Source organism: Kribbella aluminosa, from assembly GCF_017876295.1.
Taxonomy (GTDB): domain Bacteria; phylum Actinomycetota; class Actinomycetes; order Propionibacteriales; family Kribbellaceae; genus Kribbella; species Kribbella aluminosa.
Genome location: NZ_JAGINT010000001.1, coordinates 281085 through 294540, shown reverse-complemented (window position 1 = coordinate 294540; position 13456 = coordinate 281085). Strand labels below are relative to the sequence as shown.

General features: G+C 70.4%; 13 protein-coding genes and 1 riboswitch. Of the genes, 3 read left to right on the top strand and 10 right to left on the bottom strand.

Features of this window, described 5'->3' with window-relative positions; translation table 11 throughout:
- Nucleotides 1–73: 73 nt before the first annotated feature.
- Nucleotides 74–1303 (top strand): ROK family transcriptional regulator, encoded by a 1230-nt coding sequence (locus JOF29_RS01525; RefSeq protein WP_245357399.1) that lies wholly within the window; start codon nucleotides 74–76, stop codon nucleotides 1301–1303.
- A 9-nt stretch (nucleotides 1304–1312) separates the two neighbouring features.
- On the opposite strand, the gene JOF29_RS01520 is transcribed toward JOF29_RS01525, so the two are convergent.
- Complete coding sequence (locus tag JOF29_RS01520; protein ID WP_209692436.1) at nucleotides 1313–2065, bottom strand: alpha/beta fold hydrolase; 753 nt, start codon at nucleotides 2063–2065, stop codon at nucleotides 1313–1315.
- Nucleotides 1983–2735 (bottom strand): DUF998 domain-containing protein, encoded by a 753-nt coding sequence (locus JOF29_RS01515; RefSeq protein ID WP_209692435.1) that lies wholly within the window; start codon nucleotides 2733–2735, stop codon nucleotides 1983–1985. The genes JOF29_RS01520 and JOF29_RS01515 overlap by 83 nt, the downstream gene beginning before the upstream one ends.
- A 138-nt stretch (nucleotides 2736–2873) precedes the next feature.
- Between JOF29_RS01515 and lysX the strand changes: the two genes are divergently transcribed.
- Both lysX and JOF29_RS01505 read left to right on the top strand, forming a co-directional pair.
- On the top strand, nucleotides 2874–6200 hold the full coding sequence (gene lysX, locus JOF29_RS01510) for a bifunctional lysylphosphatidylglycerol synthetase/lysine--tRNA ligase LysX (protein WP_307863095.1): 3327 nt from the start codon (nucleotides 2874–2876) through the stop codon (nucleotides 6198–6200).
- Between the two features lie 79 nt (nucleotides 6201–6279).
- Complete coding sequence (locus tag JOF29_RS01505; RefSeq protein ID WP_209692433.1) at nucleotides 6280–7164, top strand: hypothetical protein; 885 nt, start codon at nucleotides 6280–6282, stop codon at nucleotides 7162–7164.
- Here the strand turns inward: JOF29_RS01505 and JOF29_RS01500 are convergent.
- From JOF29_RS01500 to JOF29_RS01465, 8 genes are all read right to left on the bottom strand, one after another.
- Nucleotides 7161–7595 carry a PIN domain-containing protein gene (locus JOF29_RS01500; protein WP_209692432.1) on the bottom strand — a complete coding sequence of 145 codons (435 nt, stop codon included), beginning with the start codon at nucleotides 7593–7595 and terminating at the stop codon, nucleotides 7161–7163. The genes JOF29_RS01505 and JOF29_RS01500 overlap by 4 nt on opposite strands.
- Nucleotides 7592–7828, bottom strand: a complete 237-nt coding sequence (locus JOF29_RS01495; protein ID WP_209692431.1) for a ribbon-helix-helix domain-containing protein — start codon at nucleotides 7826–7828, stop codon at nucleotides 7592–7594. The genes JOF29_RS01500 and JOF29_RS01495 overlap by 4 nt, the downstream gene beginning before the upstream one ends.
- Nucleotides 7829–7855: 27 nt before the next feature.
- Complete coding sequence (locus JOF29_RS01490) at nucleotides 7856–8494, bottom strand: hypothetical protein (protein WP_209692430.1); 639 nt, start codon at nucleotides 8492–8494, stop codon at nucleotides 7856–7858.
- 129 nt (nucleotides 8495–8623) lie between these two features.
- The gene (locus JOF29_RS01485) at nucleotides 8624–9454 is read right to left on the bottom strand and encodes a helix-turn-helix transcriptional regulator (protein WP_209692429.1); all 831 of its coding nucleotides are present in this window, start codon (nucleotides 9452–9454) and stop codon (nucleotides 8624–8626) included.
- Between the two features lie 83 nt (nucleotides 9455–9537).
- Nucleotides 9538–10911, bottom strand: coding sequence for an L-serine ammonia-lyase (locus tag JOF29_RS01480; protein WP_209692428.1), 1374 nt, complete (start codon nucleotides 10909–10911; stop codon nucleotides 9538–9540).
- An 80-nt stretch (nucleotides 10912–10991) separates the two neighbouring features.
- Nucleotides 10992–11096, bottom strand: a riboswitch (glycine riboswitch).
- Nucleotides 11094–11447 carry a DUF3817 domain-containing protein gene (locus JOF29_RS01475; RefSeq protein WP_209692427.1) on the bottom strand — a complete coding sequence of 118 codons (354 nt, stop codon included), beginning with the start codon at nucleotides 11445–11447 and terminating at the stop codon, nucleotides 11094–11096. (Overlaps the previous riboswitch by 3 nt.)
- A gap of 162 nt (nucleotides 11448–11609) precedes the next feature.
- Nucleotides 11610–11837, bottom strand: a complete 228-nt coding sequence (locus JOF29_RS01470) for a hypothetical protein (RefSeq protein ID WP_209692426.1) — start codon at nucleotides 11835–11837, stop codon at nucleotides 11610–11612.
- A gap of 178 nt (nucleotides 11838–12015) precedes the next feature.
- Entirely contained in the window at nucleotides 12016–13443 is a 1428-nt protein-coding gene (locus tag JOF29_RS01465; protein WP_209692425.1) for an aminopeptidase P family protein, read from the bottom strand.
- Nucleotides 13444–13456: the final 13 nt, after the last annotated feature.

Sequence of the window (13456 nt, the reverse complement as noted above, 5' to 3'; positions counted from 1 at the left end):
CGGCGCGCAGAACGGACAGTATTTACGAACGCTCGCTCTCTATACTGAGCGGGTGGCAGGCAAGGGGTCGGACATGAGCAAAGGAACGGTCGGCGGCGGCGGTACGACGATGCTGCGGCGGATCAACGTGGCCTCGGTCCTGGACGCGGTCCGCCGGTCCGCGCCCGCACCGCTGCGCGTCGCCGAGCTGGTCGAGCGCACCGGGCTGGCCCGGCCGACCGTCGCCCAGGCGGTCGACGAGCTGCTCGACGCCGGCTGGCTGCAGCAGCACGGGCCCGACTCGGCGGACCGCTCGCTGGGCCGCCCGGCCATCCGGGTCTCACTGCGCGGCCGCGCAGCGCCGGTGCTCGGGCTGGACGTCGGCCCGCACCGGGTGACCGTCGGCGTCTCCGACCTGGCCGGTCGGAAGCTCTCGCTGGTACGGCGCTCTGGGCCGGGCTGGAGCGCTCAGGAGCTGCTCGGCGTGATCGGCGAGGTTATCAACGAGGCCCTGGCCGAGGCCGAGGTTCCAGCCGAGGACGTCGCCGCCGTGGTCGCCGCGAGCCCCGGCATCGTCGACGAGCACACCGGCCGCGTCCAGCTGGTCCCGAGCGTGCCGGGATGGTCGGCCGTCGACCTGATCAAGCACCTGCGCGGTCTGCTCGACTGCCCGGTAATGCTGGACAACGACGCGAACCTGGCCGCCCTGGCGATCGCCGCCGCCCGCGGTGGAACCGGGACGCTGCTGGCGGTCCAGTGGGGTGAGCGGCTGGGCGCGGGCATCGTCATCGACGGGCGGCTGCACCGCGGGACCGGGGCGGCCGGTGAGATCGGCTTCATCGCCACCGACGCCGACGACGTGATCAACCCGGAGGACAGCCGCGGGCCGCTGGAGCGTGCGGTCGGCTCGGAGGCGATCGCGGCGCTCGGACGTCAGGCGGCGCTGGACAACCCGACGTCGCGGCTGGCCGAGCTGGGCGGCGAGCAACTGGACACCGCGGACGTGTTCGCCGCGGCGGCGGAGCGGGACCCGGTCGCGCAGTCCGTCGTACAGCAGGTGGCTCGGACGTTCGCGCGGGCACTGGCTCCGTCCGTACTCGTCCTGGACCCGACCGCGGTCGTCATCGGCGGCGGTGTCGCCCGCGCCGGCGCCGTACTGCTGGACGCGATCTCGGACCAGCTCCGGCTGCTGACTCTCAACCACCCGAAGCTGGAGCTGTCCGCTCTGGCCGAGGACGCGGTGGTCACGGGCGCGATGCGAATGGCGCTGGACGAGGTGTGGCAGCGCAAGCTCCCGACACCGGCGATGACCAGCACTACCTAGGACCGGCTTCTACTGCTGCCGGACTGCGGCGGCGATGGCGTCCGGGCGGTCCAGGTGGACCAGGTGTTCGGAGTCGGGGAGGACTTCGAGGGATGCGCCGAGGGCGGCGGCGAGTTTCTGCTGGCCTGCCAGCCAGCTCTTGGCGGTGAAGCGCGCCATACCGCCGGTGGCTACCAGCAGTGTGGTCGGAGGGATCCCGTCGATCGGCGCAGCCACCAGCTCGGCCACCTCGGCGGCCAGTTCCCAGCTGCCGGCCAGCTCGTCCCAGAACAGCAGCCACGACTCCTGGCCGCCGTACCGCTCCTTGGCGGTCGCCTTCGACAACGGGTCCTGGTTCGACGTGCTGCCGAGCTTGACGCTCAGTCGCCGTACTACGGGACCGACCACCTGCGGTACGCCGACCTGCCCCAGGAACCGCACTACCGAGCGGGTCGCCTGATCACCGCGCTGTCCCGGGTGGAACGGCTGCCACCCGGTCTCCGACGGGAGGCTGCTGTCGACCAGTACCAGCTGGGAGACCTCACCCGGGCGCGTCAACGCCCACCGCAGTACGGCGAGCCCGCCGATCGAGTGCCCGATCAGCCCGACCGGCACCCCTGGCGGTACGCAGGCCGCTGCCCGCAGCGCGTCCACGTCCGACGTGATCGGCGTACGCCACGGGTCGACCACCCGGAGGTCCTCACCGGGCAGCAGCTCGACTACCCGCCCGAACTCCTCCGGGGCTTCGGCCAAGCCGGGCACCACGATCCACGTCATGCTCATCGAGATAAGCCTGCCTCAGAGCTGGTAACAACGACCCCAGCATCAAGCAAACGAGGAGCACCGACACCCGCTGCAGGATGCCTGGCGCGTCCAGGTCGTCACCGGTAAGTACGTCGCTCCCGGTCTGCAGACCGAGCCAGGCCTGCGTCACAGCAACACCAGCAGCCAGTACGGCGACCGCTCGCGCCCGGGCGCCACCCCAGCCGGCCTTCCGGAGTGCGAGCACCGCATAGACGCCCATGGCGATGCTGCCAAGACCTGCGATCGTGGACGTCACCTCGTGCAGCACCAGACCCACACCGGTCTGCCCGTCCGCCTCGGTCGCCCCGCAGACCTCACTCGCCGACGGCGCACAGTCCATCGGCGACAGCGCGTCGAACAACGTCCCCAGCGCGAACGCCGCCGTACTGACCAGCAGACCAGTCAGCTCCCGCCGGCCACGCGCCGCAGAACGTGCCAGCAGTACTCCGACCAGCAGCAACACGCCCGTGGTCAGATCCATCGCCCGGGCGACGTGACTCGTCGATTGGTCCAATGCGCCCAGCTCACTCAGGAACGAGTGGTGGACGTCCAGCGGGAACCCGGCAGCCGCTTCCAGCAGCAGACTGCAGTACAGGACGGCGGCGGCGAACATCACAGTGCGGAGCAGGCGGTAGGGCACATCAACCATGTCAACACCGTGGCATGTCAACCAAAGTCTTGGCTGTGGCGTCAGGTGTACTGTCGAGGTAGTGCTAGCTCGACCAAAGTCTCGGCAAACTAATGGGATGATCGGCTGGTGCGGTCGGAACAAGTTGCAGTAGTGCCGGTGTGGAAGCACCGAGCGGCGGTCTGGGTAGGCCGCATCGTCGTGGTGGCCTCGGTCTGGTCGTTTGTTGCGATCCCGTTGCGTTTCGGGGTGCCGAGGCTGGTCAAGCACGTCGACGTCGCGTTCGACTTCGTCGGGATTCCGGCCGGGCACACGATCTTCTCCGCCGTCTACCTCGCGGTCGTCGGCAGCGCGCTGCTGCGCGGCAAGCGGGCCGCCCTGCTCTGGGTGCTGTGGGTCTTCGAGGCGCTGTGGCTGCTCGCCCAGGTCGCCGGCATCGCCTTCACCAGTGTCCGGCTCGCGAACCCGACGGACGCGGAGCTGCTCCGCGACTTCGGTCCGGCCAGTGTGCAGGACCTGGAGTGGGGCATCGTGCAGGCGGTCGTGGTGGCCGGCATCGTCGTCCTGCTGTGGACGATCCGCAGCGCGTTCCCGGCCCGGCTCGCGCCCGGTAGCCGGCGGCTCGCGATCGGCGCCCTCGTGTTCGGCATGCTGATCTCGATCGCGGTCAGCATCACGCTCACGCAGCTCTTCCCGCGGACCCTCAGCGGTCAGCGGCAGAAGATCGGCTGGGCGGTGATCGCCGCACTCGGCCAGTCCCGCAACAAGATGGGCGGCCACGAGGGCCACGGCTGGATCGGCCTCAGCGTCGGCGCCATCTCGGCGGCCTCGCTGGTGGTCGCGTTCTGGATCTTCCTCCGCTCCGCCCAGCGCGTCCGGTACCTGACCCAGCCCGAGGAGCTCGAAGTACGCCGGCTGCTCCTGCTGCACGGTGAGCGGGACTCTCTCGGGTACTTCGCGACCCGCCGGGACAAGGCGGTCGTGTTCGCCCCGGGCAACGACGCCGCGATCGCGTACCGGGTGGTGAACGGCGTCAGCCTGGCCAGCGGCGACCCGCTAGGCGATCCGGTCGCCTGGCCGGCCGCGATCCAGCGCTGGCTCGCCGAGGCCCGGCGGTACGGCTGGTCCCCCGCGGTGCTGTCGGCCAGCGAGGAGGCGGCGCAGGCGTACGTCGACGCCGGACTGCGTGCGTTGTCGATGGGCGACGAGGCCATCATCGACGTCGCGGACTTCACGCTCGAGGGCCGGACGATGCGCCCGGTGCGTCAGGCGGTCACCCGGGTACAGCGGGCCGGGTACCACGCCGAGGTGGTCCGGCACGGCGACCTGTCCCCGGAAGCGCTGGCGGAGTACGTCCATCTCACCGAGAAGTGGCGTGGGGCGCGGACCGAGCGCGGGTTCTCGATGGCGCTCGGGCGGCTCGGCGACCCGGCCGACGCGCGCTGCGTGATGGTGATCGCGCGGGACGCCGAGGGCGTGGTCCGCGGGCTGCTGTCGTTCGTGCCGTGGGGTGTGCGCGGTGTGTCGCTGGACCTGATGCGCCGCGACCCGGAGTCGGCGAACGGCCTGATGGAGTTCATGGTCACGTCGCTGATCGACGCGAGCAGCGACCTCGGCATCCACCGGATCTCGCTGAACTTCGCGATGTTCCGGGAGATCTTCAGCGACGCCGAGCGGGTCGGCGCCGGTCCGGTACTGCGGCTCGCGAACGCGTTGCTGACCGGCGCATCCCGGTTCTGGCAGCTGGAGAGTCTGTACCAGTCGAACGAGAAGTACCTGCCCCGCTGGTCACCGCGGCTGATGTGTTACTCGCGGGGCGCGTCGCTCGCACAGGTCGTACTCGCTGCCGGTACGGCGGAAGGGTTCCTGCCTGCACCGCGGCCGTGGACCCGCGTGGACAGCGTCGAGGCCGCCGAGCGGCACGCGATCATGGCCACCGACGGCCGGGCGTTCGCCGCCGCCGTCCGTGAGCAGGAGGACGAGCTGCTGCGGCCTGTGCTGCCGGTCCGGAAACTCACCGAGCAGGAGCAGATCCGGCGTACCAAGCTCGCCGAACTCGTTGCTGCGGGCATCGACCCGTACCCGGTCAGCGTGCCGCGGACCGAAACCCTGGAACGCGTCCGGGAGCTCTACCCGAACCTGCCGCCGGACCATCACACCGACCACATCGTCTCGGTGACCGGTCGGGTGCTGCGGATGCGCGACCACGGCGGGCTGTCGTTCGCGCAGTTGCAGGACGGGTTGACGCAGCTGCAGGTGATGCTCACGACCGAGTCCTGCGGCGACGTACCGCTCGACCAGTGGCGGCGGTTCGTCGACATCGGCGACCACGTCAGCGTGACCGGCGAGATCGTCACCAGCCGGCGCGGTGAGCTGTCGATCGCGGCCACGACCTGGGCGATGGCCGCGAAGTGCCTGCACCCGTTGCCGGACAAGCGGAAGGGCTTCACCGACCCCGAGGCGCGGGTCCGGCAGCGGCACATCGACCTGGTGATGAACCCGGACTCGCTGCGGATGATGCAGCAGCGCAGCGCCGCGGTCCGGGCCCTGCGCAACGGTTTCGAGACCCGCGGGTTCGTCGAGGTGGAGACGCCGATGCTGCAGGCGGTGCACGGCGGCGCGAACGCCCGGCCGTTCGTCACGCACATCAACGCGTACGACACCGACCTGTTCCTGCGGATCGCGCCCGAGCTGTTCCTGAAGCGGCTCAGCGTCGGCGGGATGGGCAAGATCTTCGAGCTGAACCGGAACTTCCGCAACGAGGGCGCGGACGCGACCCACAACCCGGAGTTCACCTCGGTCGAGGCGTACCAGCCGTACGCCGACTACGTGGTGATGCGCGAGCTGACCCGCGAGCTGCTGATCGAGGCCGCCACCGCGGTGTACGACAAGCCCGTCGTCCGGCGCGACGGCGAGGAGATCGACATCTCCGGCGACTGGCCGGTGATCACCGTGCACGACGCGGTCTGCCGGGCCGCCGGTACGCCGATCGACCCGGACACGCCCGTGCAGCGGTTGCGCGAGCTGTGCGCGGAGCACGGCGTGCACACGACGTTCGAGATGACGGCGGGCGAGCTGGTGCTGGAGCTGTACGACGAGCTCGTCGAGCCGAACACGCTGCTGCCGACGTTCTACACCGACTTCCCGCTGGAGACGTCGCCGCTGACCCGGACCCACCGCTCCGAGCCGCGACTCGCCGAGCGCTGGGACCTGGTCGCGTTCGGGGCCGAGATCGGTACGGCGTACTCCGAGCTGGTCGACCCGGTCGAGCAGCGCCGGCGGCTCACCGAGCAGTCGCTGAAGGCCGCCGCCGGCGACCCCGAGGCGATGTCGCTGGACGAGGACTTCCTGTCCGCGCTGGAATACGCGATGCCGCCGTCCGGCGGCCTCGGGATCGGCGTGGACCGGGTGATGATGATGCTGACCGGCCAGAACATCCGCAGCACCCTCGCGTTCCCGTTCGTGCGTCCGGCGGCCCGGGACTGATGACATAGGCTGGTGCTTCACGGGTGGGGACCTGGGGGTGGGGATGAGGCGCTGGGGCGCGCTGTTTGTCTGTGTCTGGATGGGCCTGCTGACGGGCTGTGGCGGGGATCCGGGGCGGCCGGATCCGGTCGTGTCGACCTCGAGCAGTGCCGCGCCGGCGCCGGTGTCGACCGTACCGCCGGCCGGACCGCTGAGTACGTCGGCGTACCAGGCGGAGCTGACCCGGATCGATCAGGTGCTGGGCGGGTCGGCGCAGGCGCTGACCCGGGTCCGGACCACCGAGGGGCTGGGCGAGGCGATCACCACGCTGGCGCAATCGCTGAACACGATCGCGATCCGGCTGGCGGCGCTGACCGTGACGTCCCGGTTGAGCGCCGTACACCAGCTCCTGCAGGAGCGGATCGGCGTCGCGGCGACCCGGCTGACCGGCTCGCTGGACCAGACCGAGGAGGACGCCCGGTGCGGCGGGGTCGCGCACACCTCACAGAAGGTGCAGCGGCAGTTGCGCGCCGACCTGGGTACGGCGCTCGGCCAGCTGCAGCGGTTGAAGCTGAAGTTCGGCACGACGCTGCCCGACCCGGGCCTGGCGCCGAAGGATCAGCGGCCGACGAGCGGCGAGGTCCTGGTCCGGCGCGGCCCCGACGGGTCCGGGCGGCTGAAGATCACCAACGGCATGTCGAAGGACGTCGCGATCTCGATCGTCAACGACGGCCGGCCACCCGGCAGTCCGCAGCTCATGGTCTACGTCCAGGCCACCAAGAGCATCACGCTGAACCGGATCGGCGGCACCTACCACCTGTACTTCAAGAGCGGCGCCGACTGGGACCCGCAGCACCGCAAGTTCCGCTCCGACTGCTCGTTCAAGAAGTTCGCGCAGACCTTCACCCCCGACCAGGGCTGGCAGATCAACCTCCGACCCAGCCCCACCGGCAACGCCACCACCACCGAGGTCGAGGCGTACTAGAGGTCGTCCGGGAACAACCGGAAGGCTTTGTGCGAAGTCAGCGGACGGACGGCGCGGAAGTCGCGCCGATCGAGCGTCAGGACGGCGTCGGTGCGGTAGTCGGCGGCCAGCGTGACAGTGACCGCGTCGGCAAGATCGAGGTCCAGATCGGCGTAGCGGCCGATCACGCCGAGTGCCGTCGCCAGCGTCTCAGGGCCGATGTCCGGCACCTGAAAACGCATCCGCTGCACCTCGGCGGTCAGCAACTCGAGGATCCGCGAGCGCGCGACCGCACTGAGCCGCGCACGGGCGAGATGATCGACCTCCGCGAGGACGAGCGGCGACAGGACGACCGTTCCGGCCTCCTGCAGGAGCCTCCTGCAGGACGGTCCCTCCGGAGCGTTGCCGTCGAAAGCCGCGATGATGCCGGAGGTGCCGGCGACCAGGATCACCGGTCGGTACGCCGCGCGACCACGTCGTGGATCTCGTCCTTGGTCACCGGTTCACCCGTGCCGTCGAAGGTCGGCCAGTCGAGCGGCTCGTCCCACACCCGGTTCGCCATCGCGGCCAGGTGGATACCCTCGCGAATAATCTCGGCCTCCGGAATCCCACGCCGCCGCGAAGCGTCCTTGATCAGCGCCAGATCCTCGGGATCGGCGTACACGTTCGTGCGCTTCATCGACATGTACCAACACTAACCCACGTACACACTTCACAGCCCGAGCTTGTGCAGCAGGCGGCCGAGGAAGCCGCCGAGGGTGTCGGGTGGGTTGGGATCGTTCGGGGTGGTCGGCGGGGTGGTGGGAGTGGCCGTCGGGGTCGTCGTCGGGTCCGTGGTCGGGTCCGTGGTCGGGTCCGTGGTCGGGGGGACGGTCGGCCGCGTGGTCGGGGAGGCTGTGGTCGGGGCCGTCGGTGGGCGCTCGGTGACCGGCGGATGTGTGGGGGCGGTGGAGTCGACGATCTGCGGGGTCGGGGTCTCCCCCGGGCGGGTCGGATACGGCGTAAGCGTGCTGCCGGCCGAAGGCACGACCCCGGGCGGGTTGGTTGCGGTGAGCAACGGCGTCGGTACGGCGGTGGAGGTGGGCGCCGGGGTGATCGTCGGGGTCGACGTGGGCTGGTGCGGGACCGTGACGCTCTCGGTCGGCTGACCGGGCTGCAGGCCGGCGACCGGCGTGGCCGGGTCCGGGCCGCCGCCGGGGAGCGGCAGGAACGGCGCACCGATCCGCGGGCCGCCGAGCAGCGCGACGAAGAACAGCACGACGTACGCGAGCAGCAGGACGCCGATGCCGGCGGCGACCTGACGACGCCGCGGGTGCTGCCAGAGCGGGCGGCGGGTCGCCGTGGCAGACATCGCGTTCACAAGTCCCGCAGAGTATCGGCTGACGAGTCGTTTGAAACAGCCCTTTGAAGAAATTCCACGCCAAAGAGAAACCTTCCGGGAATTCCGGTACCGGTTACGCGACCGTAGCAATGCGGTGCGTCAGCGGGCCAGCTCCTGCAGGCCGATCACCGACAACAACCGGAGCTTCTCGGCGGCCTCGCTGTTCGGCGCCGCGGTGTAGACGACGATCCGCAGATCGCTGCCCGGGACGGCGAGCACATCGCAGTCGATGGCGAACGTGCCCACCTCCGGATGCCGGACGGCCTTCCGCTCGGACCGGTGGAACCCGACGACCGGCTGATCCCACAGCACCGCGAAGTCCGGCGCGGCCCGCAGCTCCTCGATCAGCGCCCGCAGGTCCGCGTCGTGCGGATACCGGGCCAGTGCCGTGCGCAGGTCCGTGACCATCGCGATCCGGAAGTCCCGCTGCTGCTCGGGCGTCTGCTCGAACCGGTCCCCCGGCGACCGGAAATGCCGGTAGATGATGTTCCGCTGCCGCCCGTGCCACGGCGACGGGTCACCGGCGAGCGCGGCGAACAACGGGTTCCAGGTGATCATCGTCCAGCCCGCGTCGCACACGCACAGCGGTGCGCCGTCCAGCTGGTCCACGATCCGCTGCACCCCTGGCGGGATGTACGTCGAGATCCGCCCGGGCGACGGCTCCACCTCGCCGGCCAGTACGAACAGGTGGTTGCGCTCGGCATCGGACAGCCGGAGCGCCCGGGCCAGCGCGGTCAGCACCTGGACGGACGGGGAGTCCGAGCGACCCTGCTCCAGTCGTACGACGTAGTCGACCGACAGCCCGGCGAGCAGCGCCAGCTCCTCACGCCGGAGACCGGGCGCACGCCGGTTCCCGCCGGTCGGCAACCCGACGTCCGCCGGCGTCACCCGGTCCCGCCAGGCATGCAACGTCCTCCCGAGCTCACCCATGCACTCCAGTATTCCGCGCGCGGTGCGGCGCAGCCTGGTACTGCCAATCCCTAGGCAGTCGTGTGGGTGCTACGTGCACGGCATCAGCACTCGATGACGTTGACGGCGAGGCCGCCGCGGGAGGTCTCCTTGTACTTGACCTTCATGTCCCGGCCGGTCTCGCGCATCGTCTTGATCACCTTGTCGAGCGTGACCACGTGGACGCCGTCGCCGTGCATCGCCATCCGGGCCGCGTTGATCGCCTTCACCGACGCCATCGCGTTCCGCTCGATGCACGGGATCTGCACCAGCCCGCCGACCGGGTCGCAGGTCAGGCCGAGGTTGTGCTCCATCCCAATCTCGGCGGCGTTCTCGACCTGTTGCGGCGTACCGCCGAGAACCTCGCAGAGACCGGCCGCGGCCATCGAGCAGGCGGACCCGACCTCGCCCTGGCAGCCGACCTCGGCGCCGGAGATCGACGCGTTCTCCTTGTAGAGCACGCCGATCGCACCAGCCGTCAGCAGGAACCGGACCGCGCCGTCCTCGGTTGCCCCCGGCACGAACCGCCGGTAGTAGTGCAGTACGGCGGGAATGATGCCCGCGGCACCGTTCGTCGGCGCGGTGACGATCCGGCCGCCGGACGCGTTCTGCTCGTTGACCGCGAGCGCGAACAGGTTCACCCAGTCCATCACCTTGAGCGGGTCGACCGACCACGGGTCCTGGCTGAGCTTCCGGTGCAGGGAGTGCGCGCGGCGCGGCACCTTCAGGCCGCCGGGCAGGATGCCCTCGGTCTCGCAGCCCTCGCGGACGCAGTCCTGCATCACCTGCCAGATCCGCAGCAGGCCGTCGCGGATCTCGTCCTCGGTCCGCCAGGCCAGCTCGTTCGCGAGCATCACCTCGCTGACCGGCAACTGCGACTCCCGGCACCGGTCGAGCAGCTCGGCGCCGGTGCTGAACGGGTACTTCAGCGGGGTGGTGTCGAGGACGATCCGGTCGCCCGCGGCGGCGTTCTCGTCGACCACGAAGCCGCCGCCGACCGAGTAGTACGTGCGTTCCCGCAGTACTGCGCCCTGGTCGTCACGGGCGACGAAGATCATCCCGTTCGGGTGGTACGGGAGCGTCTTGCGACGGTGCATCACGAGGTCGTGGCGCTCGTCGAACGCGATCTCCCGGACGCCCGCGAGCAGCAGCCGGCCACGCTCGCGGATCGTCTCGACCCGGGCGTCGACGGAGTGCGTCACGATCGACTCGGGGTCCTCGCCCTCGAGCCCGAGGACGACCGCCTTGTTGCTGCCGTGCCCGTGGCCGGTGGCCCCGAGCGATCCGAACAGCTGGGCCTCGACAGTCGTCGTCGCGGCCAGCAGGCCGTCGTCGGCGAGGCCGAGCGCGAAGGTGCGGGCGGCGCGCATCGGTCCCACGGTGTGGGAGCTCGACGGGCCGATCCCGATACTGAACAGATCGAAGACACTGATCGCCATCGTGCGGAGGTTCCTTCCGGTCGCCGTTGACCGTTTGGTGTCCTCCCCGCTCTGTTGAACCCGACGTTCTCCAGAGGTGCCTCGCCCGCGCGGTGAAGGTGCCTGAGAGATTCTTGGGGAGAGTTGCTCCTACGGCGCCCGGTACCAGAAATCAGCTCTGGCCGGGTCTCTCCCGCACGGGTTCATGCAGCTGTTGAATTTGCTGACGCTGTGGACGGTACGGCGGTCTGCCCGGCGCCGTCAATCCGGCCCGTGCGGACCGCCCAGATCTCGAAGAACCAGGTGAACAGCGGCGGAACACTGGCCGCCAGCGCCGCCAGTGTGACCGGCCAGGACCAGCGCAGTGGGCCGCGAACAGCGAGCACGGTGACGACGTACGCGACGAAGACGCCGCCGTGGATCGGGCCGAAGATCCTCACCCCGAGCTCGTTGTCGGACAGCACGTACTTGAACAGCATTCCGATCAGCAACCCGGTCCACGAGATCGCCTCGGCGATCGCCACCACCCGGAACCACTGTGCATGTTTGGTACTCATCACCGCCGACCCTAACAACCCCCTCAAGCCATGTTCGGGGTGCGAGCCCGCAGTGGGCCAAGAGCCCGTGCATGCAGACCGCGATCGACGACTACCTGATCGCGCGGGACGTGCTGGAGCGCGGCAGCGCCTGCGCCGCCGTACCACCGGCCGGGTGGCCGGTCAGACCGGGACGCCGGTCACTTCGAGCACCCGGTCGAGCCGATCGCCTCGCACCAGCCGGCCCGACATCAGCCTGAGCTCGGAGCAGGCGGTCTCCAGTGCCTGCGGCTGGGTCCGGCAGTTGTCGACGAACCAGAACGGATCGTCCGGTTGCGGATCGTCGGCGTCGTCGATGTCGGCGTACCAGCGCCGGCTTCCGCAGTGCACCACGCGCACTCGTAGGTTCATGGTCGTAACTCCCCGTACGTCGGGGCCGCCGGGTCCCCCTGGCCCGGTCGAGGCCGACTCGGCCGGGCGCGTGGACCGCGGCCCCCCCACTGCCACGCGCCGGGCCGAGTTCAGCCCTCCCCGCCCTCTACATCGTCGAGCGGCGGCGAACGTTACCGTTCGTGATCGGTAATCTTGATTACCTCCCGAGGTGCGAGCGGGTCCACTGCTCCAGCCCGTCGGTGGTGATCGGCAGGTCCTCGGTGAGGATCTCGAGCCGGGCCTCGTGCACCACCACGTTGTCCTCGATCCGGATCCCGATCCCGCGCAGCTCCGGCGGCACGGTCTCGTCGTTCGGGTGGAAGTACAGGCCCGGCTCGACCGCAAGCGCCATCCCGGCCTCGATCGTGCCGGCGAAGTACGCCTCCGGCCGGGACGCGTCGCAGTCATGTACGTCGAGGCCGATGTAGTGGCCGGTGCCACAGACGATGTACCGGCGGTGCTGCTGCCCGTCCGGGCCGAGCAGCTCGTCGATCGACGCGTCCAGCAGACCCCAGTCCCGCAGGCCCTCGGCCAGCACGCGCAACGCCTCGTGCTGGAAGGCGCGGTACGGCGCCCCGACCTTGACGGCGTCCAGCGACGCGAGCTGGGCCTTGTGGACCAGGTCGTGCACCTGCCGCTGCGCCGCGGTGTACTCGCCGGTGGCCGGGAACGTCCGGGTCACATCGGCGGTGTAGAGCGTGCGGGTCTCGACGCCGGCGTCCAGCAGGATCACGTCGCCCTCGTTCACCGGGCCGTCGTTGCGGACCCAGTGCAGCACCGGCGCATGGTTGCCAGCAGCAACGATCGACGCGTAGCCGACACCGTTGCCCGCGGTCCGCGCCCGCCGGTCGAAGGTGCCCTGCAGCCAGCGCTCGCCGCCGCCCCGGATCGCCTCCGGCAGCTCGCTCGCGACGTCGCCGAACGCGAGCACGCTGGCCGCGACCGCCTCGCGGAGCTGGTCGAGCTCCCAGTCGTCCTTGATCCGGCGCAGCTCGGCGATGCTCTGCCGCAGCGCGTTGCCGTCGGTCGGCGAGGTCCGGACCAGGGCGTCCAGCATCGGCTCGACACCCGGCACCGACAGCATGAACGGCACCGCGCCGCGGACCGCGGCCGGCAGTTCGTCGATCGGGCGGCAGGCGATCTGCAGCGCGTCCGACCAGTCCTTCAGGCCCGGCACCGGGCCGATCCACAGCTCACCGTCGCGCGCGTTCGCGAAGAAGTCCGCCTCGCCCGGGCCGGCGGTCTCGCGCAGGTAGAGCGTCGCGTCGCCGTCGCCGGAGATGACGAGGACGGCGCCCTCGGCCTGGCAGCCGGTCAGCCAGACGAAGTCGCTGTCCGCGCGGAACTGGTAGTCGGTGTCGTTCGACCGGACCGGCGCCCGGCCCGCGCCGAGCGCGATCCGGCGGCCCGGCAGCGCGGCGGCAAGCTTCCGCCGGTGCGCCGCGGCAGCCTCGGCAAGCCCCTCCGGCACCGCCACCGACCGGTCGACCGGCCCCCAGCCGCGAGAGACGAACTCCCGGAATCCCTTGGCGTCGATCGGCCGGTAGGACTTCGGCGTCTGGTCGATCCGGTCGTCATCGGTCATGACCTGTGCTCCC

Coding starts and splice junctions, on each gene's coding strand:
- JOF29_RS01495 (WP_209692431.1), bottom strand. CDS start 7,828: ATGTCGATGAAGCGCACGAACGTGTACGCCGATCCCGAGGATCTGGCG.
- JOF29_RS01515 (WP_209692435.1), bottom strand. CDS start 2,735: ATGGTTGATGTGCCCTACCGCCTGCTCCGCACTGTGATGTTCGCCGCC.
- JOF29_RS01525 (WP_245357399.1), top strand. CDS start 74: ATGAGCAAAGGAACGGTCGGCGGCGGCGGTACGACGATGCTGCGGCGG.
- JOF29_RS01480 (WP_209692428.1), bottom strand. CDS start 10,911: ATGGCGATCAGTGTCTTCGATCTGTTCAGTATCGGGATCGGCCCGTCG.
- JOF29_RS01465 (WP_209692425.1), bottom strand. CDS start 13,443: ATGACCGATGACGACCGGATCGACCAGACGCCGAAGTCCTACCGGCCG.
- JOF29_RS01470 (WP_209692426.1), bottom strand. CDS start 11,837: ATGAACCTACGAGTGCGCGTGGTGCACTGCGGAAGCCGGCGCTGGTAC.
- JOF29_RS01505 (WP_209692433.1), top strand. CDS start 6,280: ATGGGCCTGCTGACGGGCTGTGGCGGGGATCCGGGGCGGCCGGATCCG.
- JOF29_RS01485 (WP_209692429.1), bottom strand. CDS start 9,454: ATGGGTGAGCTCGGGAGGACGTTGCATGCCTGGCGGGACCGGGTGACG.
- JOF29_RS01520 (WP_209692436.1), bottom strand. CDS start 2,065: ATGAGCATGACGTGGATCGTGGTGCCCGGCTTGGCCGAAGCCCCGGAG.
- JOF29_RS01475 (WP_209692427.1), bottom strand. CDS start 11,447: ATGAGTACCAAACATGCACAGTGGTTCCGGGTGGTGGCGATCGCCGAG.
- JOF29_RS01490 (WP_209692430.1), bottom strand. CDS start 8,494: ATGTCTGCCACGGCGACCCGCCGCCCGCTCTGGCAGCACCCGCGGCGT.